Annotated in this window: 19 protein-coding genes; 9 read left to right on the forward strand and 10 right to left on the reverse strand. The window is 62.4% G+C overall.

All coding sequences use genetic code 11. The annotated features are described in order from the left end of the window. Positions 1–17: 17 nt before the first annotated feature. The 4 genes from IVA95_RS30880 to IVA95_RS30895 all read right to left on the reverse strand — a co-directional run bounded on the left by IVA95_RS30880 (position 18) and on the right by IVA95_RS30895 (position 7623). Entirely contained in the window at positions 18–434 is a 417-nt protein-coding gene (locus tag IVA95_RS30880; RefSeq protein ID WP_346658081.1) for a hypothetical protein, read from the reverse strand. Beyond that, positions 412–3540, reverse strand: a complete 3129-nt coding sequence (locus tag IVA95_RS30885; RefSeq protein WP_247513929.1) for an efflux RND transporter permease subunit — start codon at positions 3538–3540, stop codon at positions 412–414. The genes IVA95_RS30880 and IVA95_RS30885 overlap by 23 nt, the downstream gene beginning before the upstream one ends. 12 nt (positions 3541–3552) lie before the next feature. After that, positions 3553–5214, reverse strand: coding sequence for an HlyD family efflux transporter periplasmic adaptor subunit (locus IVA95_RS30890; RefSeq protein ID WP_247513930.1), 1662 nt, complete (start codon positions 5212–5214; stop codon positions 3553–3555). 633 nt (positions 5215–5847) lie between these two features. After that, positions 5848–7623, reverse strand: coding sequence for a thiamine pyrophosphate-requiring protein (locus IVA95_RS30895; RefSeq protein WP_247513931.1), 1776 nt, complete (start codon positions 7621–7623; stop codon positions 5848–5850). A 237-nt stretch (positions 7624–7860) separates the two neighbouring features. Here IVA95_RS30895 and IVA95_RS30900 point away from each other — a divergent pair, with 237 nt between their 5' ends. Beyond that, positions 7861–8055 (forward strand): hypothetical protein, encoded by a 195-nt coding sequence (locus IVA95_RS30900; RefSeq protein WP_247513932.1) that lies wholly within the window; start codon positions 7861–7863, stop codon positions 8053–8055. Between the two features lie 33 nt (positions 8056–8088). Here the strand turns inward: IVA95_RS30900 and IVA95_RS30905 are convergent, their stop codons facing one another. After that, positions 8089–8310 carry a hypothetical protein gene (locus tag IVA95_RS30905; RefSeq protein WP_247513933.1) on the reverse strand — a complete coding sequence of 74 codons (222 nt, stop codon included), beginning with the start codon at positions 8308–8310 and terminating at the stop codon, positions 8089–8091. Between the two features lie 312 nt (positions 8311–8622). Between IVA95_RS30905 and IVA95_RS30910 the strand changes: the two genes are divergently transcribed. Both IVA95_RS30910 and IVA95_RS30915 read left to right on the forward strand, forming a co-directional pair. After that, the gene (locus IVA95_RS30910; RefSeq protein ID WP_247513934.1) at positions 8623–8883 is read left to right on the forward strand and encodes a hypothetical protein; all 261 of its coding nucleotides are present in this window, start codon (positions 8623–8625) and stop codon (positions 8881–8883) included. A 249-nt stretch (positions 8884–9132) separates the two neighbouring features. Then, positions 9133–10023, forward strand: coding sequence for a LysR family transcriptional regulator (locus tag IVA95_RS30915; RefSeq protein WP_213251794.1), 891 nt, complete (start codon positions 9133–9135; stop codon positions 10021–10023). A gap of 13 nt (positions 10024–10036) precedes the next feature. Here the strand turns inward: IVA95_RS30915 and IVA95_RS30920 are convergent, their stop codons facing one another. Beyond that, positions 10037–10984, reverse strand: a complete 948-nt coding sequence (locus tag IVA95_RS30920; protein WP_247513935.1) for a LysR family transcriptional regulator — start codon at positions 10982–10984, stop codon at positions 10037–10039. Between the two features lie 251 nt (positions 10985–11235). Between IVA95_RS30920 and IVA95_RS30925 the strand changes: the two genes are divergently transcribed. The 6 genes from IVA95_RS30925 to IVA95_RS30950 all read left to right on the forward strand — a co-directional run bounded on the left by IVA95_RS30925 (position 11236) and on the right by IVA95_RS30950 (position 17205). Next, positions 11236–12327 carry an ABC transporter ATP-binding protein gene (locus IVA95_RS30925; protein WP_247513936.1) on the forward strand — a complete coding sequence of 364 codons (1092 nt, stop codon included), beginning with the start codon at positions 11236–11238 and terminating at the stop codon, positions 12325–12327. A gap of 63 nt (positions 12328–12390) precedes the next feature. After that, the gene (locus IVA95_RS30930; protein ID WP_247513937.1) at positions 12391–13089 is read left to right on the forward strand and encodes an HAD family hydrolase; all 699 of its coding nucleotides are present in this window, start codon (positions 12391–12393) and stop codon (positions 13087–13089) included. A 17-nt stretch (positions 13090–13106) separates the two neighbouring features. Further along, complete coding sequence (locus IVA95_RS30935; RefSeq protein ID WP_247513938.1) at positions 13107–14414, forward strand: FAD-dependent oxidoreductase; 1308 nt, start codon at positions 13107–13109, stop codon at positions 14412–14414. 39 nt (positions 14415–14453) lie between these two features. Beyond that, the gene (locus IVA95_RS30940) at positions 14454–15497 is read left to right on the forward strand and encodes an ABC transporter substrate-binding protein (RefSeq protein WP_247513976.1); all 1044 of its coding nucleotides are present in this window, start codon (positions 14454–14456) and stop codon (positions 15495–15497) included. A 56-nt stretch (positions 15498–15553) separates the two neighbouring features. Next, the gene (locus IVA95_RS30945) at positions 15554–16423 is read left to right on the forward strand and encodes an ABC transporter permease (RefSeq protein ID WP_247513939.1); all 870 of its coding nucleotides are present in this window, start codon (positions 15554–15556) and stop codon (positions 16421–16423) included. Continuing rightward, positions 16420–17205: an ABC transporter permease gene (locus IVA95_RS30950; RefSeq protein ID WP_247513940.1), complete on the forward strand. Its 786-nt coding sequence runs from the start codon at positions 16420–16422 to the stop codon at positions 17203–17205. The genes IVA95_RS30945 and IVA95_RS30950 overlap by 4 nt, the downstream gene beginning before the upstream one ends. Before the next feature lie 8 nt (positions 17206–17213). Here IVA95_RS30950 and IVA95_RS30955 read toward each other — a convergent pair whose 3' ends face one another. The 4 genes from IVA95_RS30955 to IVA95_RS30970 form a co-directional block, all read right to left on the reverse strand. Beyond that, positions 17214–19517, reverse strand: a complete 2304-nt coding sequence (locus IVA95_RS30955) for a PAS domain-containing sensor histidine kinase (RefSeq protein ID WP_247513941.1) — start codon at positions 19515–19517, stop codon at positions 17214–17216. Positions 19518–19708: 191 nt separating this feature from the next. Further along, positions 19709–21088: a cation-efflux pump gene (locus IVA95_RS30960; protein WP_247513942.1), complete on the reverse strand. Its 1380-nt coding sequence runs from the start codon at positions 21086–21088 to the stop codon at positions 19709–19711. A 1444-nt stretch (positions 21089–22532) separates the two neighbouring features. Then, positions 22533–23213 carry a hypothetical protein gene (locus tag IVA95_RS30965; RefSeq protein WP_247513979.1) on the reverse strand — a complete coding sequence of 227 codons (681 nt, stop codon included), beginning with the start codon at positions 23211–23213 and terminating at the stop codon, positions 22533–22535. Next, positions 23135–24133 carry a winged helix-turn-helix domain-containing protein gene (locus IVA95_RS30970; RefSeq protein ID WP_247513943.1) on the reverse strand — a complete coding sequence of 333 codons (999 nt, stop codon included), beginning with the start codon at positions 24131–24133 and terminating at the stop codon, positions 23135–23137. The genes IVA95_RS30965 and IVA95_RS30970 overlap by 79 nt, the downstream gene beginning before the upstream one ends. Positions 24134–24280 lie beyond the last annotated feature (147 nt).

Raw genomic sequence — 24280 nt, forward strand, 5'->3', positions numbered from 1 at the left:
ATGGTGTGTCGGGCGCGTCAGTCAAACCGCGCGGTTGCAGTTTTGCCGTCGGGTGCGGTGAACTGAATCGCTCCCTTGGGATGAGCCGGCAGGGCCGTAGCCGCGGTCCCGCTCAACACGTTCTTCTCCGAAGGAGCGAGCGTTATGCGCTCTGCCTTTCCTCCCAGATTGAAAATGGCAACGCCCTTAAATCCCTTCGGATCAACCGGTTTGTCGTCTTCGCCTGTGAGGAAGATCTCAACCGTCTTGTCTCTCACAACGAGTTCCGCATGATAGGCGCCGGCATCGCCGACGCGCCCTCCATGTGAACCGTTCGGCTCGTGCGCGTACGCCGGCAGCCCGGCCAGCAGGGCGGCGCCCAGAGTGAGGTATCTGAACTTCATGCGCGGTCTCCTTTCAAGGCGTGAGCGATCAATACGAATGTGAAGCAGCATGTTTCCCGAGAGACTCGTCGGACTGCCGTTGCATCAGCCGAATCAGCGGCTTTCTGCCGAACATGAGAAACAGCACGGGCGTGATCAGCGCATCGAGCAGTGTCGCGCTGACAAGCCCGCCGAAGATCGTCACGGCGACCGGATGCAGTATCTCCTTGCCCGGCTCGTCTGCCGCGATCAGCAGCGGCAGCAGCGCAAACCCCGCGGACAGCGCCGTCATCAGCACAGGTGTCATGCGCTCGAGGCTTCCGCGGATCACAAGCTCCGGCCCGAACTCCATGCCCTCGTGAAAGGCGAGATTGATGTAGTGGCTTATCTTGAGAATGCCGTTGCGTGTCGCGATCCCCGTGAGGGTGATGAAGCCGATCATACTGGCGACAGATAGCGGCTGGTCCGTCAGCGCCAGCGCCGCGACCGAACCGATCAGCGCGAGCGGCACCCCGCCCATGATGATCAAGGCCAGCACGGCGGAGCGGTAGCGGCTGTAGAGGATTGCGAAGATCAGCGCGAGAGAGATGGCCGAGAGTATGCCGATGGTGCGGCTTGCCTCTTCCTGAGCCTGGAATGTACCTTCAAGGCTTGCGGTGACCCCCTGCGGCAGCCTGGTCGCCTGAAGCTCCGAGCGGATGCGGCGGACGATTTCGGCCATGTCGGTCTGTCCGTCGGAGTTGGCCAGCACGACGATGCGTCTTCGGCCGTTTTCTCTCAGGATCTGGTTTGGACCATCGGTCTCCTTCACATCTGCGATCTGACGTGCCGGTATCCACCCCGACGGAGTTTTGATCAGGAGGTCGCCGAGCTTCTCGGTGGTGCGAAGCCGGTCGGGCAGCCGCATGACAACGTCGTAGCGCTTATAGCCATCGACCACGCGCGAGATAACGCGCCCGCTCGACAGGCGCGATAACTGATCGGTCACGGCTCCCGGCTGTACGCCGTACAAAGCGGCTCGCGTATAATCGACGCGGATTTCGAGTTGCGGGATACGTACCTGCTTTTCGACCTGCAGGTCCTGGATGCCTTCAATCTTCGAGAGCCGCAGACGGAGTTCTTCCGCGCTATTTCGGAGCGTGTCGAGCTCGTCGCCGAACAGTTTCAGGGCAAGTTCGGCGCGAATGCCCGAAAGCATATGATCGAGCCGGTGCGAGATCGGCTGTCCGACATTGATCGAGAGCGGCAGCACCGAAAGCCGCGAGCGTATGTCCGCGACGATCTCGGTTTTCGGCCGCTGCGAGGGCTTGAGATCGACTTCGAGGTCGGACGAATGGACGCCTTCCGCGTGCTCGTCCAGTTCCGCGCGCCCCGTACGCCGCCCGACGCTGATCACCTCAGGCACATCAAGCAGCAAGCGTTCCGCGATTGATCCAACCCGGGCAGATTCGGAAAGCGAAACGCCAGGGGTGAATGCAATATTGATCGTGAAAGTGCCTTCGTTGAAAGCCGGAAGGAACGCGCGTTTCAAGGCGAACGCGCCGGCACCGGCGCCCAGCACCGCCAGCGCCGTCACGCCGAGCAGCAATCCCTTGTGGGCGAAAGCGAACCCGAGCGCCGCGCGGTTGGCCGATTTGAGCTTGCGGACCAGCCAGCTTTCCCGCTGCGCGAGGCGTCTCATCCCCGGCAGCAGGTAATAGGCCATCACGGGCGTGAGCGTGATCGAAACCAGCAGGCTGGCGAGGATCGAGATAATGTAGGCGTGGCCGAGCGGCGCGAATAGCCGTCCTTCGATGCCCGAGAGCGCGAACAGCGGCACGAATACCAGGACGATAATCATCGTGGCGTAAACGATGCCCGAGCGCACTTCATTGGACGCCGAAACGACAACCTCGAACACGGATCGGGGACTACCTTGCTCGCTGTTCTCGCGCAGCCGGCGGAAGATATTCTCGACATCGACGACGGCGTCATCGACCAGCTCCCCGATGGCGATCGCAAGGCCGCCCAGGGTCATCGTATTGATCGAGAGACCGAGTAGCTGGAAAATGATCGCCGTGGTCAGGATCGAGACCGGGATCGCGGTGAGCGAAATTGCCGTCGTGCGCCAGCTGAGAAGAAACGCGAACAGGATGACGGCTACCACGAGCGCGGCTTCAAGGAGCACCCGTTGCACGTTGTGGATCGAGTTTTCAATGAAGCTCGCCTGCCTGAAAATGATCTCGTCCGTCTTCACGCCGGACGGCAAGCTCGGCTGCAGCTCCGCGAGCGCCTGTGTGATCTGCTGCGTCAGCCGCACCGTATCGACTTTGGGCTGCTTCTCAACCGAGATGATGACGGCGGGTTGGCTCATATAACCCGCATCGCCGCGCTTGATCTTGGGCGCAAAGTCGACGCTTGCTACTTGCCGCAGCAGAATCGGGCGCCCTTCAATGGAGGTGACGACGATGTTGCGCAGGTCTTCAAGGCTCGTCGTGCGGCCGATATTGCGGATGAGATATTCGCGGGCGTGCTGGTCCGTGAAGCCGCCGCCGGTGTTGGTGCCGAACTGCGCGAGCGCCTGCTCCACCTGCTCATAACTCACCCCGAGCGCCCGTAGCGCAGAAGGCAGCGGCGCGATCCGGTACTGCCGGACCTCGCCGCCGATCGGGATCACCTGCGCAACGCCGGGGATCGCAAGCAGCCGGGGCCTGATTGTGAAATCCGCAATCTCGCGCACCTCCATCGGTGATGCTGTCTTGGAGGTCACGGCGATCAGGAGAATTTGGCCCATGATCGAACTGATGGGGCCCATCTGCGGGGTGACATTTAGGGGGAGCTGGCTCTGCACTTGCGCGAGACGCTCCGCGACGAGCTGCCGGTTGCGGTAGATATCCGTTCCCCAATCGAACTCTACGTACACAATCGAAAGCCCGACGCCCGAGACCGAACGCACGCGGCTGACGCCCGGCACGCCGTTCATCCGGGTTTCGATCGGGAACGTGACAAGCTGCTCGACTTCCGGCGGCGCGTAACCTTCCGATTCCGTCAGGATGGTAACGGTCGGACGATTGAGGTCCGGAAACACGTCGACGGGCAACTGGCGGGCGGTATAGCCGCCCAGAACAACGAGAATGCCCGCCATCGCAAGAACGAGGAGGCGGTTGCGAAGCGAGACGCTGACCAGGAATGTGAACATGGATGTGTTCCTTCAGCGCACGTGATCGAGCAGGTCGGCGCCTTGCGACACCACCCGCTTGCCCGGAGCGAAACCGGACACGATCAGCACCCGGTCGCCGTCGAGGGGCTCGGTGCGCACGCTCCTTGGCACGAACCGCTCGGGCGCGATGTGCTCGTATACGAAATCCTGGCCGTTCGACCCGCGCACGACGCTGCTGCGCGGCACCGCAAGGCCTTCCTTTGTTTCGTCGGTGGCGACCAGCACGGTTAGGAACTGGCCGGCCCTGAGCCCCGCCGTGTCGCCCGTTACGGCGAAATGTACCGGCACCGACTGGCTGCGATCCGCGAAGCCGGTACCGCGATAGATCAGGTCGTAATTCCTGCCGGTATACGTCGACGCCCGCGCGCCTTGCGATGGTTCGACGCTCTCGAAGCTCAGCGCTTCGACCCACAGCCGCGCGGGGTCGATGATGTTGAAGACGACGGAGCTTGGCTGGACGATTTGGCCGGCCACGGCACTGCCTTCAGCGATGACGCCTGCGACCGGGGCAATCAACGGTTCGGGTTCGCGGCGCGATTTGTCAATCGATGCGCGCCGCTCGCGAAGCCCTTCCAGCTCCAGCCGCGTGTCCTCGAGTTGAGTCCGGGAAATGGCGCCCGACGGTGCGAGTTGTTCGTAACGTGCGAACCTGCGTTCCACGATCGAGATCTGCTGGTCGAGCTCGCCCTGGCGCTGCCGCATGTCGGAAACGTCGATCGCCTGAATGGGCGGCGTGACATAGCCCAGGATGTCGCCTTGTTTGACCCGTGTGCCCAGTCGAGGAAAACCCTCCGGCGGCGCGGAAAGCCGGCCGCCCACGGCGGATTGCACATACCCGCTGGCATTGGGATCGGGAATGATCCTGCCTGGAAGTTCGGTGACCTTCCTGTGCTTTGCCTGTTCGGCGACCAGCGTCCGCAGCGCAAATATCCGCTGCACCGACTTGGGCACGAACACCGCCCCATCCGGCAGGCGCTGGGCGCGTTCTCCTGAAACGACGCTGATCGCGACTTGCGCCTTGTCTTCTTCATGGCCGTGGCCTTCATGCGCCTTCGTCTCACGGACGCCCGCGACTAACGCAGCAAGGATGGCGACAATTGCCGCCGCTCGTCTCCCGCGAAGCGCAATGGCCGTTAGCAGTGCCCCCGTCAGCAGGCCGCCCAGAACGAGGAGAACCGAAGTTGTGCCGATGTGTTCGCCGTGAGCCGCGTCCCCTTGTACGGGACTTTGCGCCGCCTCACGCGCCGTCTGAATCGTCATCGGCAAAATGTCGGTGGCCTCTCCCGCTGTAACGGTGAAGATGAGGTCAGTGCGTCCGTTCTTTGCCAGCCACGGCGCCGGTAGCCGGTACGTACCGTCGGTGTGCTCCGTAGCCTTTACTGAGCCGCCTGGCGTTTCAACTTCAAGTATTGCGCCCGTCACCGGCTCGTTCGTGGCGAACCGGTCGAGATGGATCTCGAGATTGTCGCCGCGCGCGACGGCAACGATTTCGAACGTGTCGGAATCGGCCTCGCCACGTGGCAACGCACCTGTCGAGACGGCAGGTTGTTCGCCGTGGTCATGACCTTCATGGGCGGAAGCGGGAGCGATCGCAGCGCACAGAGCTGCGACTGCCGCGAGAGCGCGCAGACTGCACCCGAAATCGGAAAACATACCAAAATCCTTCAGTCTGAATGGCCGTCAGTTGCGGGCCGTAGCGCCGGCCGCGCAAATTCACTGATCGTTTGCGTTCAGATGAAGTATTTAGGAGGACGCCTGAGGGACTCAGGTGCGCGATCTGGCCCTATCTGGGACAGAACAAACGCAACACGCGTTGCCGATCTGGACAGTGGGACAAGTTGCACGAAATTCGGCAACCCGGCCGCACAGCAAGCGGCGCATGCGGCTGTGCAGCAGGCGCCGACGCAATTCCGGTCCGAAGAGGCGGGCGTCTCGCCTTGCTCCCGCGGAGCCTGTTGCAACACTGCGCGCGCTGCCGACCGTTCGGATTGATCAAAGGCGGCTTGATCAAAAGCGGTATCACTATGCCCGCCATGGTTGTGAGCGGCAGCATGGTGCTGGTGGCCGGCATGGGCTTGGGCAACAGACGGCGCGAATGAAAGCACGATCAGAACGATCGCGGCTCCAAGTGCGCACATAATCCGTTGCTTCAGCATGACGATCCAATTGTAGCACAAGTTCGCACTAGATACCGCCAGGGAACCGGGAATTCAAGGCCGGAACGCGGCGGTGCCAGCATGGTTATCGCCGCGTTATTGTGACAGATGCCCGTCCGCGGCCCGCTTCTCAGTCTCTTTTGCCAAAGAGGCCATCAAAGACTTGTCTGGCCGTTTCGCCGATCATATGCCCGGTTGCCTCGTCTCCCTTGATCATCGACGACATGAAGCCGCGGGCCTGCTGCAGCGTTACGTGGGGCGGAAGCGGCGCGACTTCCGGGTCGGCCTTGACTTCGAGCACCACCGGCCGATCGCTCGTGAGAGCCTCCTGCCAGGCCGAGCTCAGCCGATCCGAGGAATCGACGAAGATGCCCTTGAAGCCGAGCATCTCTCCGAACCTCGAATATGGAAAATCGGGAATGTCTTGGGAGGCTTCGAATTTGGGGTTGCCTTCCATTACGCGCTGCTCCCACGTCACTTCGTTGAGGTCCTGATTGTTGAAGACGCAGACGATCCAGCGGGGATCCGTCCATTGCTTCCAGTATTTCTGAACGGTGATCAATTCCGCCATGTTGTTCATCTGCATGGCGCCGTCACCCACGAGTGCTATCACGGGGCGATCGGGATGCGCGAACTTGGCGCCGATGGCATAAGGCACCGCCGCACCCATCGACGCGAGGCCGCCGGAGAGTGAGGCCAGTTGACCGGTTTGCACACGGTAGTCGCGCGCAAACCAGTTGGCGCACGAGCCGCTGTCGCTGGTGACGATGGCGTTCGCCGGCAACAGCGGCGACATCTCCCAGATCACGCGCTGCGGATTCACCGGCTCCGCATCCGCCATGGCGCGGCCCTCGAGTTTCTTCCACCAGGAGGCGATGTTGGTTTCGATGCTCTTCGACCAGTCCCGATCCTCCTTGCGCTTGAGCAGGGGCAGCAGCGCGTTCAAGGTGGTCGCGGCGTCGCCGTGCAGGTTGACCTCGGCGGGATAGCGCAACGAAAGCATCGAGGGTTCGATGTCGATCTGGACGGCTCGGGCGCTGCCGTCCTTGGGCAGGAATTCCGACCAGGGAAAGCCGGTTCCAACCATCAATAGCGTGTCGCAGCCCTGCATGAGGTCCCAACTCGGTTCGGTGCCGAGCAATCCGATCGCACCGGTGACGAAGGGCAAATCGTCGGGCAGCACGTCCTTGCCGAGCAGCGCCTTTGCAACGCCTGCGCCGAGACGGTCCGCCAGCTCGATCAATTGAGGGGCCGTGCCACGCGCGCCTGCGCCGATCAATATCGCAACCTTGGTCCCGGCATTGAGGATTTCCGCGGCCCGGGCGAGTTCGGCATCGTCAGGCATGATCTTCGGCCGGCGATATCCGACGCCGGAGCGTGTGAAGCCGTGTGCAACCGCAGGCTCTTCATAATCCTGATCCTGGATATCTTTCGGAAAAATCAGAACCGACGGACAATTTCCGGCCTTCGCCACACGGATGCTGCGGTCAATCAGATGCCGTACCTGAGCAGGCGACGAGGCTTCCTGTACGAAGCCGGCGACGTCGGCGAACATGCGATCGAGATTCAGTTCCTGCTGGTAGCTGGCGCCGCGCACGGTCGCCTCGGCCTGGCCGCAGATCGCCAGCACGGGCACGTGGTCGAGCTTGGCGTCATACAGACCGGTGATCATGTGGGTGGCGCCGGGACCGCCGGTCGAGAAGCAGACTCCGAGTTCGCCGGTGAACTTGGCGTGCGCCACCGCCATGAAGGCCGCCATTTCCTCGTGCCGGGCCTGAATGAATTCGATGTTGCCTGCGCGCTGCAACGCGCCAGTCACGCCGTTGATGCCGTCGCCCGGATATCCATAAATTCGGCGGACGCCCCACGCGTGGAGCCGCTCAACAACAAAATCGCCGACTTTCATGCGGGCACTCCGATCGAAACAAAGAGCAGGCGGGCAATGAGCCCTTCCGTTTCAACGGTCGTTCGGCGGCGGCGTTCCTGTTGGCTGTCCATCGGATAACTCACGGCTCCGTTCGGTTTGCGTTGCGATGGCATCTCTGCCCAAGGGGGTTGAAGCCGTTCGAGGTCGCTCCCAAGTGCAGAGGAACGATCATCGCTCCGCCGGGATCGCTCGGAACCACCGTCATTCGGAGGCTGCATGCATACCGAGATCAACATTTTCGACAAACCCATCGAGCGCATCAGAAAAACCTGCGAGCTGATGGGCCTTGGCGCTGATTTCGACCGCAAGCTGCCGGAACTCGAAACCCACCTTGAAAGGCTGGTGGCCGAAGGTGAAACCAGCGAGGAACGGCTGACCGTGAGCGGTCTGACCTTCGTCAAGCAGGCATAACAGGGGCGTGCGTGAGGCGCTGACAAAGCAGCGTCAGGAAATTTCGTCCGGAAGCCTCCAGCCCGGATCCGGCGCGCAATACTCTTCCCTGATTTCCTTCACGTGATAGCGGGCCGGTACAAACAGGCCGCCTGCTTCATCGGCAACGGGAAGATCGGAGATCAGGGACGCGTCCAGGGCTTGCTTCCAGACCTCTGCCTCGGACGGCAGGCCAGGGCCGATCTGCCGGTCGTCAGCGAACAGCGCAAAGGGCACGGGCCTCCTCCCAATCAAAACCCCGCCAGCTATCTTAGATAACTGACGGGGCTTTTGAGCTGATAATTCCGGTGGATTTCTCCTTCCTGAACTACCTGCTCGCTCGTGCAACGCGGGACGATGGATATCGTTCCCATTTTTTTCAGCTGCGGATGAAGAAATGGCGCCGCCCGGGCGATCGACAGCCCTTCCTGATTTTTTGATGGGAGCGGTGCGCCAATGGCGGCTTTCGAAGCCTGCCTCAATCGCGTGGAACTATTGCCGCTTTTTCCTGCTTGAGGATGGCGTCTTCAACCCTGGAGCGGACCGCCCATGCGCAAACTACTGTTCGGAATCGCACTTACACTGCCAGTCGCTTTCATGTCCCCGGCAACGGCGATGCCCCGCGGCTACCCGTTGATCCACGACTCTCTGGTCAAGGGCGATCTGATCGAAGTAAAGCGCGGGCACGGCCGCGGGCATGGTTGGGGCCGCGGGCACGGTTATCGTCCGTTTGGTTGGAGCCGCGGCCGGAAAGTCGGCTGGCGCGGCCGCGGCTGCCCGCCTGGTCACTGGAAGAAGGGCTGGTGCTGAACCGGCTGACGATGCCGCATTGAGACGGTGATAGGCTCGTTTCGCTCTCCGCAACCTGTACCCTTCGTTCGCAACCAGTCTGCTGCTGCAGACTGGTGGGACGAGCCGATCCGCCGGAAGCCGCCTGACCCATTACCGGCGGATCCGGCGTTCCAGACGCTGCTTTTGAAGTTTTGACCGCCCGGAGGCCGTGCTATTTCTGGCCACCGGGCGAACTGCCCTCAGCACCAAACTCCGGGGGCCATCCTTTTGATCGACAAGCTTGAACTTCTGCTGGCGCTCGCGAAGGAGCGGCATTTTGGGCGGGCGGCGGAAGCCTGCGGCGTCACCCAGCCGACCATGTCGACCAGCCTCAAGCAACTCGAGGAAATTCTCGGCGTCATGCTGGTGCAGCGCGGCTCCCGCTTTCAGGGCTTTACGCCGGAGGGGGAGCGCACGCTCGACTGGGCGCGGCGTATCGTCGGCGACGCCCGCGCGATGCGGCAGGAGATCAACAGCCTCAAGGACAAGCTCTCCGGCGAGATCCGGATCGCCGCGATCCCGACCGTGCTCGGCATGGTGGCGCAGCTCACGACGCCGTACCGCGCGCGCTATCCCGACGTGCGCTTTCGTATCCAGTCCTGCACCTCGGCCGACGTGCTGGGCCTTCTTGAAAATCTCGAGGTCGATGCCGGGCTGACCTATATCGAGAACGAGCCGATCGGCAAGGTTCGCACCATTCCGCTCTACAACGAGAGCTATCGCCTGCTGACGGCGCCCGACGCCATGTTCGGCGATCGCAAGCAGGTCACCTGGAAGGAGGTCGGGCAGGTGCCGCTGTGCCTGTTGACGCCGGATATGCAGAACCGCCGCATCATCGATCGCGCGCTGGCCTCCGTTGGGGCCGAGGCCACGCCGACGCTGACCTCGAACTCGCTGTTGGTGCTCTACACGCACGTGAAGACCGGGCGTTGGGCGAGCGTGATGCCAGCCAAGCTGGCGGAGACGCTGGGGTTGGCCGACTCCGTCCGCAGCATTCCGATCGTCGATCCCGTCGTCGACTACAGCATCGGCATGGTGATCCCGCAGCGCGACCCGATGACGCCGCTGATCGCGGCGCTGGTGCAGGTCGCCCGCGAGGTAGCGCCGACGCTGGAATAGATGGCGCCGGTGCCTAATAGCTTGAAGCCATCAGCCGTAAACGCGGGTAGAGCCGGTCGATGGCGGCCATGTCGCTGCGCATCTGATCGATGATCCAGCCCCTGATCTCGCCAACGACCGGCCGGATCGATCGGTCATGCGGGTGCACCAGTTCGCAAAGCCGCGGTGTCGTGGTGAGCATTTCCGAGGCCGGGACCAGAGCGCCGGTCAGCAGCCAATGCGATGCGACCGTAAGCCAGCCGAGCGCGATGCCTTGACCGAGCAGCGCGGCCTGCACCACCACCGCATAGTCGGAAAAACTCAGCGACTTGGCGGGCCCGGATCGTTTGGTGAGAAAGGTTGGGTATTCTGCAGCCCAATCGCCCGGCGTATCCGCGAGCCGGATGATGGTGTTGGCCTCGATCGGTCCATCCGCGCTGTCTGCGTCTCGATAGGCCGGGCTGCAGATCGGCAGCATGACTTCCTTCATGACCAGCGCGCCGTTCCGCTCGGGATCATATCGATCGCGAAACCGCATGCCGAGATCGACATTGTCGACCGGCCCACGCAGCGGACCGGAGATAAGCTGGAAACGGAGATCGACGGTCGGAAACTGGCGCTGCAGTTTGTCGATTCGGGGCATCAGCCAGTGGGTGGTGAACGCCGAGGAGACCGAAAGCGTGACCGTCTCGGTGCCCTTGCGGCGTCGGTCGATCTCGATCAGGCCGCCTTCGATGCTGCGGAATCCATCGGATACGTGGCGATAGAGGATCTCGCCTTCTTCCGTCAGAGCCGCGCGGCCATTGGTCCGGTCGAACAGACGAACGCCGAGATAGTCCTCGAACTGTCCGAGCATTCGGCTTACCGCGGGCTGGGTGACGTTCAGTTCGGCGGCCGCCGCTGTGAAGCTGCCATTGCGCGCGGCGGCGTCAAAGACGAACAGCGCGTGGCTCGAGGGCAGCTTCCGCCGGAGGTCAGGCATAACCTCATGTTATGCCGACGGTGAGAATTTGGCAATTGCCCCTGCCGGCCAACTCTGGTTGGCTTGCGCGATAGCCTGCCAGCACGGGCAAGAGTGAAAAACTGGCGGGTGGGGACAGCCTTGGGAGCCGCCCTCAAGTGCCCGGTCTATAAGACGAGATCATGCCGGTTTCAACCGTCGCTTGCGATATCGCAGGTGACGTCGATGGCGCGCATCGGTGCACGCCCTCGGTAACGCAACGGGGTCGATCATTGGACCAGGGCGGAGAGAGCGTCGACATCAGGGCTGCGAGCAAGAACTATGACGCGGTCCGGGCGTTGGACAACGTCACCCTCAACGTCGCGCCGCGCGAGTTCGTCTCCCTGCTCGGGCCGTCCGGATCCGGCAAAACCACGCTGCTCGGCATCCTCGGCGGCTTCATTCAACCCTCGTCGGGCTCGATCCATTTCGGCGACCGCGACGTGACGTTCCTGCCGCCGCACAAACGCGACATTGGCGTGGTGTTCCAGAACTACGCGCTGTTCCCGCACATGAGCGTCGGCGAGAACGTGGCCTTCCCGCTGCGCGCGCGGCGGATTCCAAAGGCGGACTGGGCTGCGAGAGTGCGCGCCGCACTCGCGATGGTCGGGCTGTCGGGTTACGAGGCGCGCGGCATCGCCCAGCTCTCTGGCGGCCAGCGCCAGCGCGTCGCGTTGGCACGTGCCATGATCTTCGAGCCGCGCCTCATCCTGATGGACGAGCCGCTGTCGGCACTCGACAAGCAGTTGCGGGAAGCGATGCAGATCGAACTGCGCGAGCTGCACAAGCGGATCGGCGCCACGATCATCTACGTCACCCACGACCAGCGCGAGGCGCTGACGATGAGCGACCGCGTGGCGATCCTCAAGGACGGCCGGCTGGTCCAGATCGATCGCCCCGAGCGGCTGCACGATTACCCTGCCGACTCCTTCGTGGCGAGTTTCATCGGCGAGGCGAGCCTGCTGCCGGTCCGGCGCATCGACGCCTGCAGCGTCGCGCTCGGGCAGGCGGTCCTGAAAAGCGCGCGCGCAATTCCGAACGGCGAGGCGTTGATGCTCGCGGTGCACAGCGAGAAGCTCCTGATTGCGGATGGCGTGGCGGATGCCGCGCTCAACCGCCTGACCGGCAAGGTCACCGACATCGTCTATCAGGGCGAAAGCCTGCGCGTGTTCCTGCAACTGGCCGATGGCACCCGTTTGAGCTTGCGTCAGCCGAGCCATTACCAGGCCTCGCGCCTGTTACCTCCTGTTGGCGGCGATTTCACGGTCACTCTCCATCCCGAAGACACCATCGTCGTGCCCAAGGCGAAGGAGAAGGCGCATTGAAGGCAACGGGAAGGAGTGCCGATCGTCAAACCCGAGTGCAACTAACCAGAACAAGAGATGAAAATGTCCTATGATAGCTTCAAGGTTCTCACCTTCGACGTCGTCGGTACCTTGATCGATTTCGAAACCGGCGTGCTCGATGCCGTGCGCAAGATCTCCGGCCGGAGGGCGGTCGAGCTCAGCGACGATCAGATCTTTGGTTCCTATAAGCGCGGCCGCGATGCTCATCCGGAGCGGTCGAGCGAAGTGATGTTCCATGTCTACAGGTATCTCGCCAAGGAACTGGGACTGCCGACCGACGATGCCGCCTGTGACGCCTTCCAGCTCGCCGTGCTGCGCTGGCAGCCGTTTTCGGATTCGGTCGAGGCGCTGAAGCGGTTGCGCACCAGGTTCCGATTGGTCGCAATGACCAATGCCGATCGTGTCGCGCTGTCATGCTATGCTCATGCGCTCGACAATCCCTTCCACGATACTATCTGCGCCGACGACACCGGGGTTGCGAAACCCAATCCGGAATTCTTCGCCTACAACAAGGGCCGGCAGTCCGCGTTCGGCTACAAGCAGTCCGAGATCCTGCATGTCGCCCAGAGCCAGCATCACGACATCGGTATCGCCCGCAAGCTCGGCTACAAGGTCTGCTGGATCGAGCGGCGCCAGGGCATGAAAGGTTTTGGCGGCACGCCTGAGGTGCCGGAGCTCACAAAGCCCGATTTCCATTTTGCCACGATGAAGGCGTTCGCCGACGCGGCGCTTGGAAGCTGAAGGGCAGGGCGGCTGATATGGCAAAGGTTTGGACCCCAATGGCACCGGCCGCCTCGCTCTGGGCGGATACGGCGGAATCGTTGCCTGCCTTTCCGAAGCTTGCCGGCGAAGTAAAGGCCGATGTCGTCATCATCGGCGCTGGCTATACGGGGCTATCGGCCGCCCATCATATCGCGAAGAGCGGCCTCTCGCCGGTCGTGCTCGAAGCCAATCATCCCGGCTGGGGCGCGAGCGGCCGCAATGGCGGCGTCATCACCGCCAAATTCCGGCTCTCGTTTCGCGACATCGACGCCACCCACGGCCGCGCCATGGCGCGGCGAATGTACGAGATCGCGCATGAGTCCGTTGAGATGGTTGACGAGCTCGTCTCCGAACTCGGCATCACCGGCGCACGGCTGACACGCACGGGGCAGGTAAAGGCTGCACATAACGAAGCGACGCTGCGGGCCGCGATCGACGAAGCCGCCTGGATGACGCGCGAGATGCACGACACCGAGGTCAGGATCCTCGACCCGCACCAGATGCGCGACGAGACGGGCTCGCAGGTCTTTGTCGGCGGGATTCTCAATCCGGGCTCCGGCGGCATCCATCCGCTGAACTATCTGCGGGGTCTCGCCAGGGGCGTGGCGCAACGCGGCGTGCCGGTCTTTCAGGAAAGCCCGGTGCTCGCGCTGCGTCGCGACGGCGACGGTGTCGTGGCAGAAACGCCCGGCGGTATCGTGCGGGCGCGCCAGGCGATCATCGCCACCAACAGCTATTCCGATTTGACGTCGGCCACCGCGCGTGTGCAGCGGACGCTGGTGCCGTTCCGCAGCGCTCTCATCGCTACCGAAAAATTGTCGCCGAACCTCGCCGGCAGCCTGATGCCGACGGGGCGCACTTACACCGAGACCAAGCGCATGATGCGCTGGTTCCGCAAGGTTGACGACCGCGTCATCTTCGGCGGACGCGGCGCCTTCGGCAAGCAGGATTCCGAAAGCGCCTTCGATGCGCTGCGCAAGGCAATGGTCGGCATCTTCCCGGAGCTTGCTGATATTCCGCTCGCGTTCAAATGGTCGGGCCTTGTCGCGATGACGCTCGATTCGGTGCCGCATGTCGGCCGGCTCGATGATCGCACCCTTTATTCGGTCGGCTACAACGGCGCTGGCGTCGCCATGTCGAGCCTGATGGGTCGCTACCTCGCGGCCCTCGTGCACGGGGAGAAGGTCGATCTCGCGCTACTCGATGCTGGCCGTCTCAAGACTATTCCATTCTATCCGTTCCGCGAACCGGCCGTCCGCATAGTGGCCGGCTGGTACCAATTTCTGGATGCGGCCGGGCGGTAAGCGTTGCCGCCCCGGCCATAACAAGAGGGATTGAACATGATGATTGCATCTTTGTGCCGGCGAACACTGCTTGGCGTCTCCCTTGCGTTGGCTAGTCTTTCGGCCCGTGCCGACCAGATCACCTTCGTGTCCCAGGGCGGCGCCTACCAGAAAGCGCAAACCATCGCGATCCTCGATCCATCAGCCAAGAAGCTTGGCATCACCATCAACCAGGACAGCATCCCCGACGCCTGGCCCGCGATCAAATCGCAGGTCGCGAGCGGCAAGCCGACCTGGGACGTGGTCGACGTGCCGACCGGTTATTGCCTACGTGGCGGCGAGCAAGGGCTGCTCGAGAAGCTCGATTTCTCGAAATTGCCAAACGGCGCCGCGATGCCCGAGGCCTATCGTTCTCCATATTCGGTGGCCTACGAGTTCTATTCGAGCGTGCTCGCCTACAGCCAGAAGAAATTCGCGGCGGGAGTGGCGCCCAATAGCTGGGCCGATTTCTGGGATGTGAAGAAGTTCCCGGGCCGCCGCGCGCTGCGCAATCACCCGAGCGCCACGCTCGAGGCGGCGCTAATGGCCGATGGTGTCGCGCCCGACAAGCTCTATCCGCTCGACGTCGATCGCGCCTTTAAGAAGCTCGAGGAGATCAAGCCCAATATCACGGTGTGGTGGACTTCGGGCGCGCAATCGGCGCAGCTCCTCAATGACGGAGAAGTCGACATGGTGATGGCCTGGAACGGCCGCGTCACCGCGCTGGTCAAGGAGGGCGCCAAAGTCGACTTCACCTACAATCAGGGCATCCTGCAGAGCACCTCGCTCTGCATTCTCAAGGGTGCGCCCAATCTCGCAACCGCGGTCCGCTTCCTCAACGAGGCGGTCGACCCTGTCCACCAGGCCAACCTGCCGCTGCATATCGACTACGGCCCGGCCAACCCGAAGGCCTTCGATACCGGAGTCATCAAGCCGGAGCGGGCCGCGCAATTGCCGAGTGCGCCGGAGAACGCGGCTAAGCAGGCGTTGATGTCCTACGCCTGGTGGTCGTCGCCGGCCGGCGAGGCCGCGGAGAAGCGCTGGGTCGGCTTCATGCAGAAATAGTTTTGCGGCAACCCGGCGCGGCGCTCGTCAGCGTGCCGCGCCATCGCAGGATCACAATGAGCAGCCCCGTGCAGGACCTCTCGGCACTCCACCAACGTCGCGAACAGCGCCTGATGCTGGCGCTGGCGCTGCCGGCGCTGCTCGTGATCCTGCTGCTGGTCGTGCTGCCGGTCGGCTGGCTCGCCTGGCAGTCGGTCTATCACAACGGCTTTACGCTTGAGAATTACCGCCGGATCTGGAGCGAGGACATCTACTGGCGCAGCTTTGTCCTCACTTTCGAGATCAGCCTGCTGGTGACGCTGCTGGCGCTGCTGCTCGGCTATCCCATCGCCTATGCGGCGAGTATCGCGCCAAGGAGGTGGGGCATCATCATCCTGGCGCTGGTGGTGCTGCCGTTCTGGACCAGTGTGCTGGTCCGTGCCTATGCCTGGCTCGCGCTATTGCAACGGACCGGGGTCATCAACCAACTGCTGCGCCAGATCGGCGTGATCGACGAGCCGCTGGCGCTCGTCCACAACAGTTTCGGCACAATCGTAGCGACCCTGCACATCCTGCTGCCATTCATGGTGCTGCCGCTCTACGCCACGATGCAGCAGATCCCGCGCGATCTGATGCAGGCCGGCGCCAGTCTCGGCGCCGGTCCGATGCTCACCTTCTGGCGGATATTTCTGCCGCTCTCGCTGCCCGGGGTGCTCGCGGGCAGTACGCTGGTGTTCGTGCTCACCCTCGGGTTTTACATCACGCCGGAGTTGCTCGGGGGCGGCCGCACCATCATGATATCGATGCTGGTGAGCCGCAACGTCGAACTCTATGATCAGTGGGGTGCCGCCAGCGCCGTCGGCGTGGTGCTGCTGGTCGCGGTCGGCCTGATCTTCTTCGCGGTCAGCCGCTTCATTCCGCTCGATCGGGTGTTGGGGCATAAATGACGATGTCCCGCCCATTCCGCATTGCCCTGGTCGTGACCTGCGCACTGGTGCTGCTCTATCTCATCCTGCCGATCCTGATCATCGCGCCGATGTCGTTCTCGGCCGCGCGGTTCCTGACCTTTCCGCCGCCGTCGCTGTCGCTGCGCTGGTATCAGGAGTATGTCGGCAATCCGGCATGGATGCAGGCGACCCGCGTGACGCTGACGGTTGCGGTGCTCACCGTGGTTATAGCAACCCCGCTAGGCGTTGCTGCGGCATACGCGATCAGCCAGTCGAAATGGCGCATTATGCGGCTGATCCACATGACCTTGCTGCTGCCGCTGGTGGTGCCGATCATCATCACTGCGGTCGGCATCTTCTTCGTCTTTGCCAAGCTCGGCCTGGTCTCGACCATGGCCGGCCTCGTGCTCGCCAATGTCATGCTGGGCCTGCCCTATGTCGTCATCTCGGTCGCGGCCGGGTTGCAGAGCTTCGATGCCACGCAGGAGATGGTGGCGCGCAGCCTCGGCATGAACCGGCTGCGCAGCTTCTTCGTGGTGACACTGCCGCAGATCAAGGCCAGCGTGATCGCAGGCGGCATCTTCGCCTTCATCTCCGCGATGGACGAGACCATCGTCGCCCTGTTCATTTCCGGCGGTCAGTATCAGCCGCTGACCAAGCGGATGTTCACCGCGCTCCGCGACGAGATCGATCCAACGATTGCGGCCATCAGCACGCTGATGACCGCGGTCTCGTTCATGCTGGTCCTGGTTGCAACGACCCGGTCAAAGAAGGGCGCGTGAACGGGAAGTCAGGCTGCGACCTGATCCTCTGCCTCGGTTGAACGCGCCTCGCGCGGCAGCACGATGCGGACGACGGTGCCGGTGCCGAGCTTGGAGCGCAGCCGCATCGTGCCGCCATGCAGGCTGGTCAGTGATCTTGCGATCGCAAGCCCAAGGCCCGAGCCCTGGTAGGTCTTGGTGAGCTGGCTCTCGACCTGCTCGAACGGCTTGCCCAGCCGCCGCAGCGAAGCCGGCGCGATGCCGATGCCGGTATCGGCGATCATCAGCACGATCGAGTTGGACAGCACGTGGCTGCGCACGGTGACCTTGCCGTCGTCGGGGGTGAACTTTACGGCATTGGACAACAGGTTGACGAAGATCTGCTTGACCGCGCGGCGGTCGGCCAACACGGAAATCGTGCTTTCGATGTCCGCGTCCAGCGTCAGGTTCTTGTCCTCGGCACGCCCGGACACCACGCGCAGCGATTCCGCCAGGATTTTCGATAGATCGAGCTGCTCCATGTCGAGCTTCATGCGGCCGGCCTCGATCTTCGACATGTCGAGGATGTCGTTGATGACTTCGAGCAGGTATTTGCCGCTGGTCAGGATGTCGTGGCAGTACTCCTGATACTTGTCGGAGCCGAGCACGCCGAACATGCCGCTGCCCATGATCTCGGAGAAGCCGATGATGGCGTTCAGCGGGGTGCGCAGCTCGTGGCTCATATTGGCGAGGAACTTCGATTTCGCCTGGTTGGCTTCCTCGGCGCGGTTCTTCTCCTGCGAATATTTTTCCGCGAGGTCGGCGAGTTCGGCCTGCGAGCGCTTCAGGTCGAGCACGTTGGCGCGCAGGCGGGAGTCATTTTCGATCAGCTTCTGCTCGTGCTCCTTGATCCGGGTGATGTCGGTGCCGACCGAGACGTAGCCGCCGTCCTTGGTGCGGCGCTCGCTGATATGCAGCCAGCTTCCGTCGTCGAGCTGCGCCTCGAATGTGCGGGCTCCCGGCGCTTGCGCGCCGGTCTCCTGCAGTCTGGTGCGAACCTCCGGCATGCTGCCGACCTCGATCACGGTCTCGTACGACGTGCCGGGGGTCACCGCCGTATCGGGCAATTTGTGCAGGCGCTGGAAATGCGAGTTGCAGAGCACGAGGCGATCTTCCGCGTCCCACAGCACGAAGGCTTCCGGAATGGTTTCGATCGCGTCGCGCAGCCTGAGGTCGGCTTCCACGGTCTTCTCGGCGAGGCTCTTCTGCTCGGTGATGTCGACCGCGATGCCGATCAGGTGCAGCCCGCCATCGGCCGAGGTGTGGCTGAGCTCGCAGCGCACCCGCAGCCAGATCCAGTGGCCGCCGGTGTGCTGCATACGGAAGCTCTGGTCGATGTGGGTGATCTTGCCGGCGATCATCTGGTCGGCGATCGCGAACAGGTCGATGTCGTCGGATTTCACCAGCGCGTTGACTTCGCCGAAGGTGAGGAGGTCGTTGCGGGAATCAAGCCCGAGCATCGTGAACATCGATGCCGACCAGAAGATCCGGCCGCGCGAGAGATCCCAGTCCCACAATCCACAGCGGCCGCGGTTGAGCGCGGTATCGATCCGGCCGCGCACCGCGTCGTTGATCAAATCGCCCTCGCGGGCGCGGGTCGATTGCCAGTGGAAAGCGAAGCCGAGGATCAGCACGACGAAGCCCGTGGTAGCCGACAGCGTCACCGACAGGGCGGCATCCGAACCCCACAGCGGCTCGTTCCGTTCCTGGATGACGATGACCATGCCCGGCAGCGACTTGACCAGCCGCGAGATCGCCATGGCGCCGTTGCCGTTCGGCAGCGTCATGTCGTTGACGACGCCCTGCTGGCCGGGCGTGGCGAGCAGTTGTGCCGTGCTGATGACGTCGAGGACGCGATCGCTGGCGCCAAGGCTGCTTTCGACGGGAACACGGGCCAGGATCCGGTGATCGGCGCCGGTGATGATGACGTGGCGGCCGCTCGCAACGCCCCAGGCCGGGATCAGGTCGGGCAGCAGGCCCTGCAAGCGTTCGATGTTGGCGACGCGGTCCTGCCGCACCGAGGCAATGCGGTCGAGGCGTTCGGCCAAGAGCTCGGTAAGCGCGGAGAGGTCGCGCTTCATGGCGGCGCGCTTCTGCCGGCTCTGGTCGATCACCTGCACGAAGGCGCCGAGGCAGATAGTGATGAGGAAGGCGATGATGAGCGTGGGCACGGCGCGGCGCAGCGCCGGCTCTGCGGTGAGCAGCCGGTGGTAGGCAGGTTTTGCGATCGATTGCGCCAATCCTTTGATCGAGTCGGATTGGACACACGCGTTCGCCGCATGCGCGCGCGCCATGCTTTAGACCCCCGCCGAAGGCTCTTTTGCACAATGTCCGGAAGCACCCCGTAGCTTCCGAATCATGCCGATTTGAATCCACTTTTTTCGGGCTGTCGAGAGTCAACGATTCGTTAATTCGAAATAAATCTTGTCCAACGCGAATTAAGGCACGCTCGATGCGAGTCCGAAACGGGAACGCGCCCGCAAAGCTACGCGCGCGGCGGTTCGGCATGGCTGATGACGCGCTTGATCGAAGGGAACGCGCGGCGCAGCGCGCGCTCGATCTCGTCGACGTTCTCATGCACCTTGATCACGCTCATCGATGGCGCCGCGCGGCAATGGAAGTTAACGATCTCGCCGGCCTCGGTGTCGCGCACGCGAACATTATGGATATCGTGGATGGCGCCGTTGCCGCCGGCAAAACGCGACAGCGCGGCCTTGATGGTTTCGACGCGCTCGGGCGCAGCATCGGTGCCAACAGGCAGCTCCGGCTCGAGCGGCTCGATGTGGGTGTCGACCTCGACGTCCTCGCCAAATTCCTCGCGGATGCTGCGCTCCAGGTCGTGGGCAATGTCGTGCGCGGCGATGAGTTCCATGTCGCCGTCGACTTCGAGGTCGATGCTGACCGTCAGCCTACCGCCGAGATCGTGCACGGTGACATGGTGGACGGCGAGGCCAGAATTGCGGGCGATCACCATGATGCGCTCGCGCACGCTCTCATTGTCGCGCGCGACCGGCACCGCGGTGAAGGTGAGGTCGGCGTCGCCGAGCGCTTGCGTGACCGCAGCCTGCGCGGTGTTCTTGATCGCCTCGACGCGGTCGATCGGGTAGGTGCGCGGCACTTTTGCGATGGCGTCGATGAAATGCGTCGGCCCGACCATGCGCACGCGCACGCGTTCGACGCCGACGACGCCGGGCACCGCGCGGATGGCGGCGGTCGCTTTTTCGGACGCGCCTACGGGTGCGCGGTCGAGTAGGGTCTCAATGGTGGAGCGCCCGAGCCGTAGGCCGAGGATCGATATCATCACGGCAACGGCGATGGCGGCAACCGAGTCGCCCCAAGCATAACCGAGCCCGGTGAGCACGAGGCCGGCGATGACGGCGATCGAGCCGAGCACGTCGGAAGCAAAATGCAACGCGTCCGCCGCCAGCGCCTGGCTCCGCGTCTGCCGCGCCGTGCGATGCAGCGCCCGCGCGCGCCAGAAATTGACCGCGATATCGATTACCAGAACGACGAAGGGGACAGCCGATATCGTCGGCGGCGGCGCACCTTCGCGCAGCCGGCTCCAGGATTCGACCAGGATGCCGCCGGCGAGCACATAGAGCAGCGCGATGACGAAGAGCGCCGACAGGCTTTCGAACTTGCCGTGGCCATAGTGATGTTCCTCGTCAGCGGGCTGGTCGGACACCCGCACCACGAGCCAGGTGATCACGGTCGCGATCACGTCGACGGAGGAATGCAGCGCCTCCGAGATCAGCGCGAGCGAGCCGATCGCGATACCGACCGCGAACTTCGCCGCAGCCATGCCGGCGCTGGCGAAGATCGAGATCGCTGCGACGTTGGTCTTCAGGGTGGGGATGGGACTCATGAGCGGCGGTTTAGCAGGGCGTCATGCAAGATTAAAGCGGACGTCGAACACGCAATCGCCACTCACTTGCAGGAGCGATTTGTTGCGAATTGTTCCGAATTGAGGAGATCGTCATTGCGAGCCAACGGGTCGCGCGAATGCCCGCCCGATGACAGGCTCCGCGAAGCAATCCGTCCTCCGCCCGCGAGGTGACAATGGATTGCTTCGCTTCGCTCGCAATGACGTGGAGACAGCGCCGCAACACACGATCGTCATCCCCCGCGCATGCGGGGGATCCAGTACGCCGCGATCTATCGGTTCAATCACAACTGCCTCTGGGATACTGGGTCGCCCGGTCAAGCCGGGCGATGACAATTCGGTGTGTGTCCGCGTTCTCGCGGCGCGATCCGCCCGAGCTTTTCAAATTCGTTCGCCCTAGAGGAAGAGGGCGCAGGGAATGCCGGGTGCTTGCTGCACCCGCGGTCTCGTGTGCAACTAGCGCGAAGAAATGCGCACACGAGCATACAGGTACAGCCGAGGCACTCCGGCATTCCCTGCGCAATGGTTTTACGGCTTATGCCGAGCTCTCCCTGGAGACGAATTCCTTTTGTCTCCATCGCTGCCGGCTTGATGGCGCTCCGATCCGGTTGGATCACGTTCGCCACCGGCAGCTTGGCACCAGCCACGGGTGTCAGGACCACACGGTTTTGCCGTACGCTTCAGCGCCGTACGTCCTGCGCGCCATGTTCACTCACGGCCGAAGCCGCCCTGCGACCACTCTGCGCGCCGACGCTGCCGCGTCCACCGCATCCCGCCCCACGTTCGTGACGATGGCCAACGCCCCTCTTGTCGGGACGGGACGGCGGGATTTGTAGGCGTGATTTGGGTCTGCGGCGAAGCGGAATATTTTTGATGCGACGACTGGACGGGGCAAATCACGTTGAAGATGTTAGGGAAAATCGATCTTTGAAGAAAAATCGATTTTTTCGCACTGCTATTTACCGATAATAAGGCCGATGTCGCGGCTGACTTTGCCCCTGTTTGTGCACCATGAGCAGGGGCGTGGCGAACTGCCCAAGGACGACCGCGAGGCCGTTCGTCTCTACGAGATCGCTGCGGACCAAGGGCCCTACAGCGCAATCCTACCTCGGACCCTTCTAAGACGCTGCATGCGTCGCTAGTTGGCCATAGCGGACATGGCATTTGGGTTTGGCCAATTCAGCTTTTGACCGATTGTGTTGCAAAAGTTTTTTTGGGGTGGCGAACGAAAATTCTTAGAGCCGCTGATCCGTTTTACGCGCGGCGACGTGAGGGGCCAAGTCGCTTCATCCAAAATTGATCACGGACCTCCGTAGTGGCGCTGAAAAGCGACGCAGCAGCAGAGAAGTCAAAAAATCAACTTTCGCGAGATTTTTGGTGCTGTTCGATTTTCGACTTTTGCAACACAATCGACCCGGAGCGGAAATTATCCCTCTGGTATCCCGGCCGTGCGCATGCCCTCATATAATCGCTCAAGACTGGCTATCCATTCTGGGTTGTCGAACCGGAAGACATTGATGCGGTATCTACGGATGGTGAAGCTGCGATCAAGCGCCAATCCGGTCTCGGCCGTAGATCGTGCCTCCTTCAGGTCTCCCATCATCGCCAGTGCACCAGCGAAGTGAAAATGAGAAAGCGCGTGATTGGGATTGGCTTCAATGCTCCGGCGAAGCCAGTTGAGTGCCTCAAGGTCGGTTTTGGCCATCAACTTGGCCATCCCGACAAACATGAACCAAAGAAAGGCGCGCGTATCGCGCGGGGACAGTCGCAGCGCATCTTGAATGTGCCCCTCTACGTCCTCGCCACGCTCCAGTACATACTTTCCAAGTCCGATGAACCCATGTGCATCGGCTAGATTGCGATCCAGCGCCAATGCCTGATGACATTCGGCGATACCTTTGGCCGCGCGGCCTGTTCGAATTTGAACTGCGCCGAGGAGCATGCGGGCTCTGGGATGGTTTGGGGCGCGTAACAGCACGCTGTTCAACGCTTTCTCCGCGGTCCTGAAATGCACTGATCCGTCATCGGTCATAAAGGATGAACCCACCGATACATCGACCTGAGCCGCGGCAACTGCCGCTTCAATGTTGTCGGGTTCAAGCGCCAAGACACGCAGGAAGAAGTCCTTTGCCCCGCCATAAACGCAGATGTCACCCCCTTGTTCAGGAACGCCCTACCTTGAAAGTATAAATCCATAGCGTCCGGGCGAAGCGATCGTTCTGCGCGCCGCGCCTCGACTTTGATGAGTTCGAAGTTCAACGTATTGGCCAGTCGCGATACGATCTCATCTTGCATATCTAACAAGTCAGCAGCCGGCTTGTCGAAGCGCTCGGCCCACACATGAGTTCTGGTTTGAGTGTCGGTTAGCTGGACGTTCAGGCGGAAGCGGTTCCCACCGCGTTGTACCGACCCCTCCAGCACGTAACGTACATTCAGCTCGCGGCCGATCTCCCTCACGTCTACCGCTTTCCTCTTGAAGGTGAACGCGGTGTTGCGGCTGATGACGAACGCGCCGGTGATGCGCGACAAGTCCGTTGTAAGACTGTCCGTCACACCATCGACGAAGTGCTCTTGTTCAGGATCACCGCCGAGGTTTGCGAACGGCAGAACAACGATGGACAGACGAGGCATTGCAGATGGATTCGACGGCTCTCCAAGGTCAGGGCGATCTGGTGTCGCGGCGATCGAAAGATCGGGGCGGGCAATCGGGTTTCCGCTGATGGCCAACATGTAGCCGCGGCGCGGCAGGGTCCTCAACGCTAATCGATCGGCATGTCCCAACGCACGCCTGACGTCGCCAATCGCGTGGACTAGAGAGTCTTCCGTGACCTCACAGTCCGGCCAGACTTCATCCATGATTTCGTCTTTGCGCACCAAATGGCCGGCTCGTGTCGCAAGAAGCCGAAGCAACAACCAGGCCCGAGGGCGCAGCGGCACTATGTCGCCGCGTCCATCGATCAACAGCTCGCGGCCAAGGTCAATGGTCCGGTCGCCGAGAACGATTGAATGCTGCGAAGAATTAAGCAAAGGCCGCCTCTTCCAGGTCTCTTTCCGAAAATTTCGCCAAACTTTCGGGACGCAAGGTCAATTGTACAGCATCATGGCGCGGCTTGGGATAGCGACAGCTTCCGGGCAGCCGATTCCTAAGGATGCAACGAGCAAGAGGCGCGCGTC

This window comes from Bradyrhizobium sp. 157, from assembly GCF_023073815.1.
Taxonomy (GTDB): domain Bacteria; phylum Pseudomonadota; class Alphaproteobacteria; order Rhizobiales; family Xanthobacteraceae; genus Bradyrhizobium.

Excerpts from the sequence above, each read along its gene's own strand:
- IVA95_RS30910 (WP_247513934.1), top strand. The coding sequence starts at position 8,623 with ATGCGCAAACTACTGTTCGGAATCGCACTTACACTGCCAGTCGCTTTC.
- IVA95_RS30960 (WP_247513942.1), bottom strand. The coding sequence starts at position 21,088 with ATGAGTCCCATCCCCACCCTGAAGACCAACGTCGCAGCGATCTCGATC.
- IVA95_RS30955 (WP_247513941.1), bottom strand. The coding sequence starts at position 19,517 with ATGGCGCGCGCGCATGCGGCGAACGCGTGTGTCCAATCCGACTCGATC.
- IVA95_RS30920 (WP_247513935.1), bottom strand. The coding sequence starts at position 10,984 with ATGCCTGACCTCCGGCGGAAGCTGCCCTCGAGCCACGCGCTGTTCGTC.
- IVA95_RS30880 (WP_346658081.1), bottom strand. The coding sequence starts at position 434 with ATGCTGCTTCACATTCGTATTGATCGCTCACGCCTTGAAAGGAGACCG.
- IVA95_RS30945 (WP_247513939.1), top strand. The coding sequence starts at position 15,554 with ATGAGCAGCCCCGTGCAGGACCTCTCGGCACTCCACCAACGTCGCGAA.
- IVA95_RS30940 (WP_247513976.1), top strand. The coding sequence starts at position 14,454 with ATGATTGCATCTTTGTGCCGGCGAACACTGCTTGGCGTCTCCCTTGCG.
- IVA95_RS30900 (WP_247513932.1), top strand. The coding sequence starts at position 7,861 with ATGCATACCGAGATCAACATTTTCGACAAACCCATCGAGCGCATCAGA.
- IVA95_RS30950 (WP_247513940.1), top strand. The coding sequence starts at position 16,420 with ATGACGATGTCCCGCCCATTCCGCATTGCCCTGGTCGTGACCTGCGCA.
- IVA95_RS30895 (WP_247513931.1), bottom strand. The coding sequence starts at position 7,623 with ATGAAAGTCGGCGATTTTGTTGTTGAGCGGCTCCACGCGTGGGGCGTC.
- IVA95_RS30890 (WP_247513930.1), bottom strand. The coding sequence starts at position 5,214 with ATGTTTTCCGATTTCGGGTGCAGTCTGCGCGCTCTCGCGGCAGTCGCA.
- IVA95_RS30885 (WP_247513929.1), bottom strand. The coding sequence starts at position 3,540 with ATGTTCACATTCCTGGTCAGCGTCTCGCTTCGCAACCGCCTCCTCGTT.
- IVA95_RS30935 (WP_247513938.1), top strand. The coding sequence starts at position 13,107 with ATGGCAAAGGTTTGGACCCCAATGGCACCGGCCGCCTCGCTCTGGGCG.
- IVA95_RS30930 (WP_247513937.1), top strand. The coding sequence starts at position 12,391 with ATGTCCTATGATAGCTTCAAGGTTCTCACCTTCGACGTCGTCGGTACC.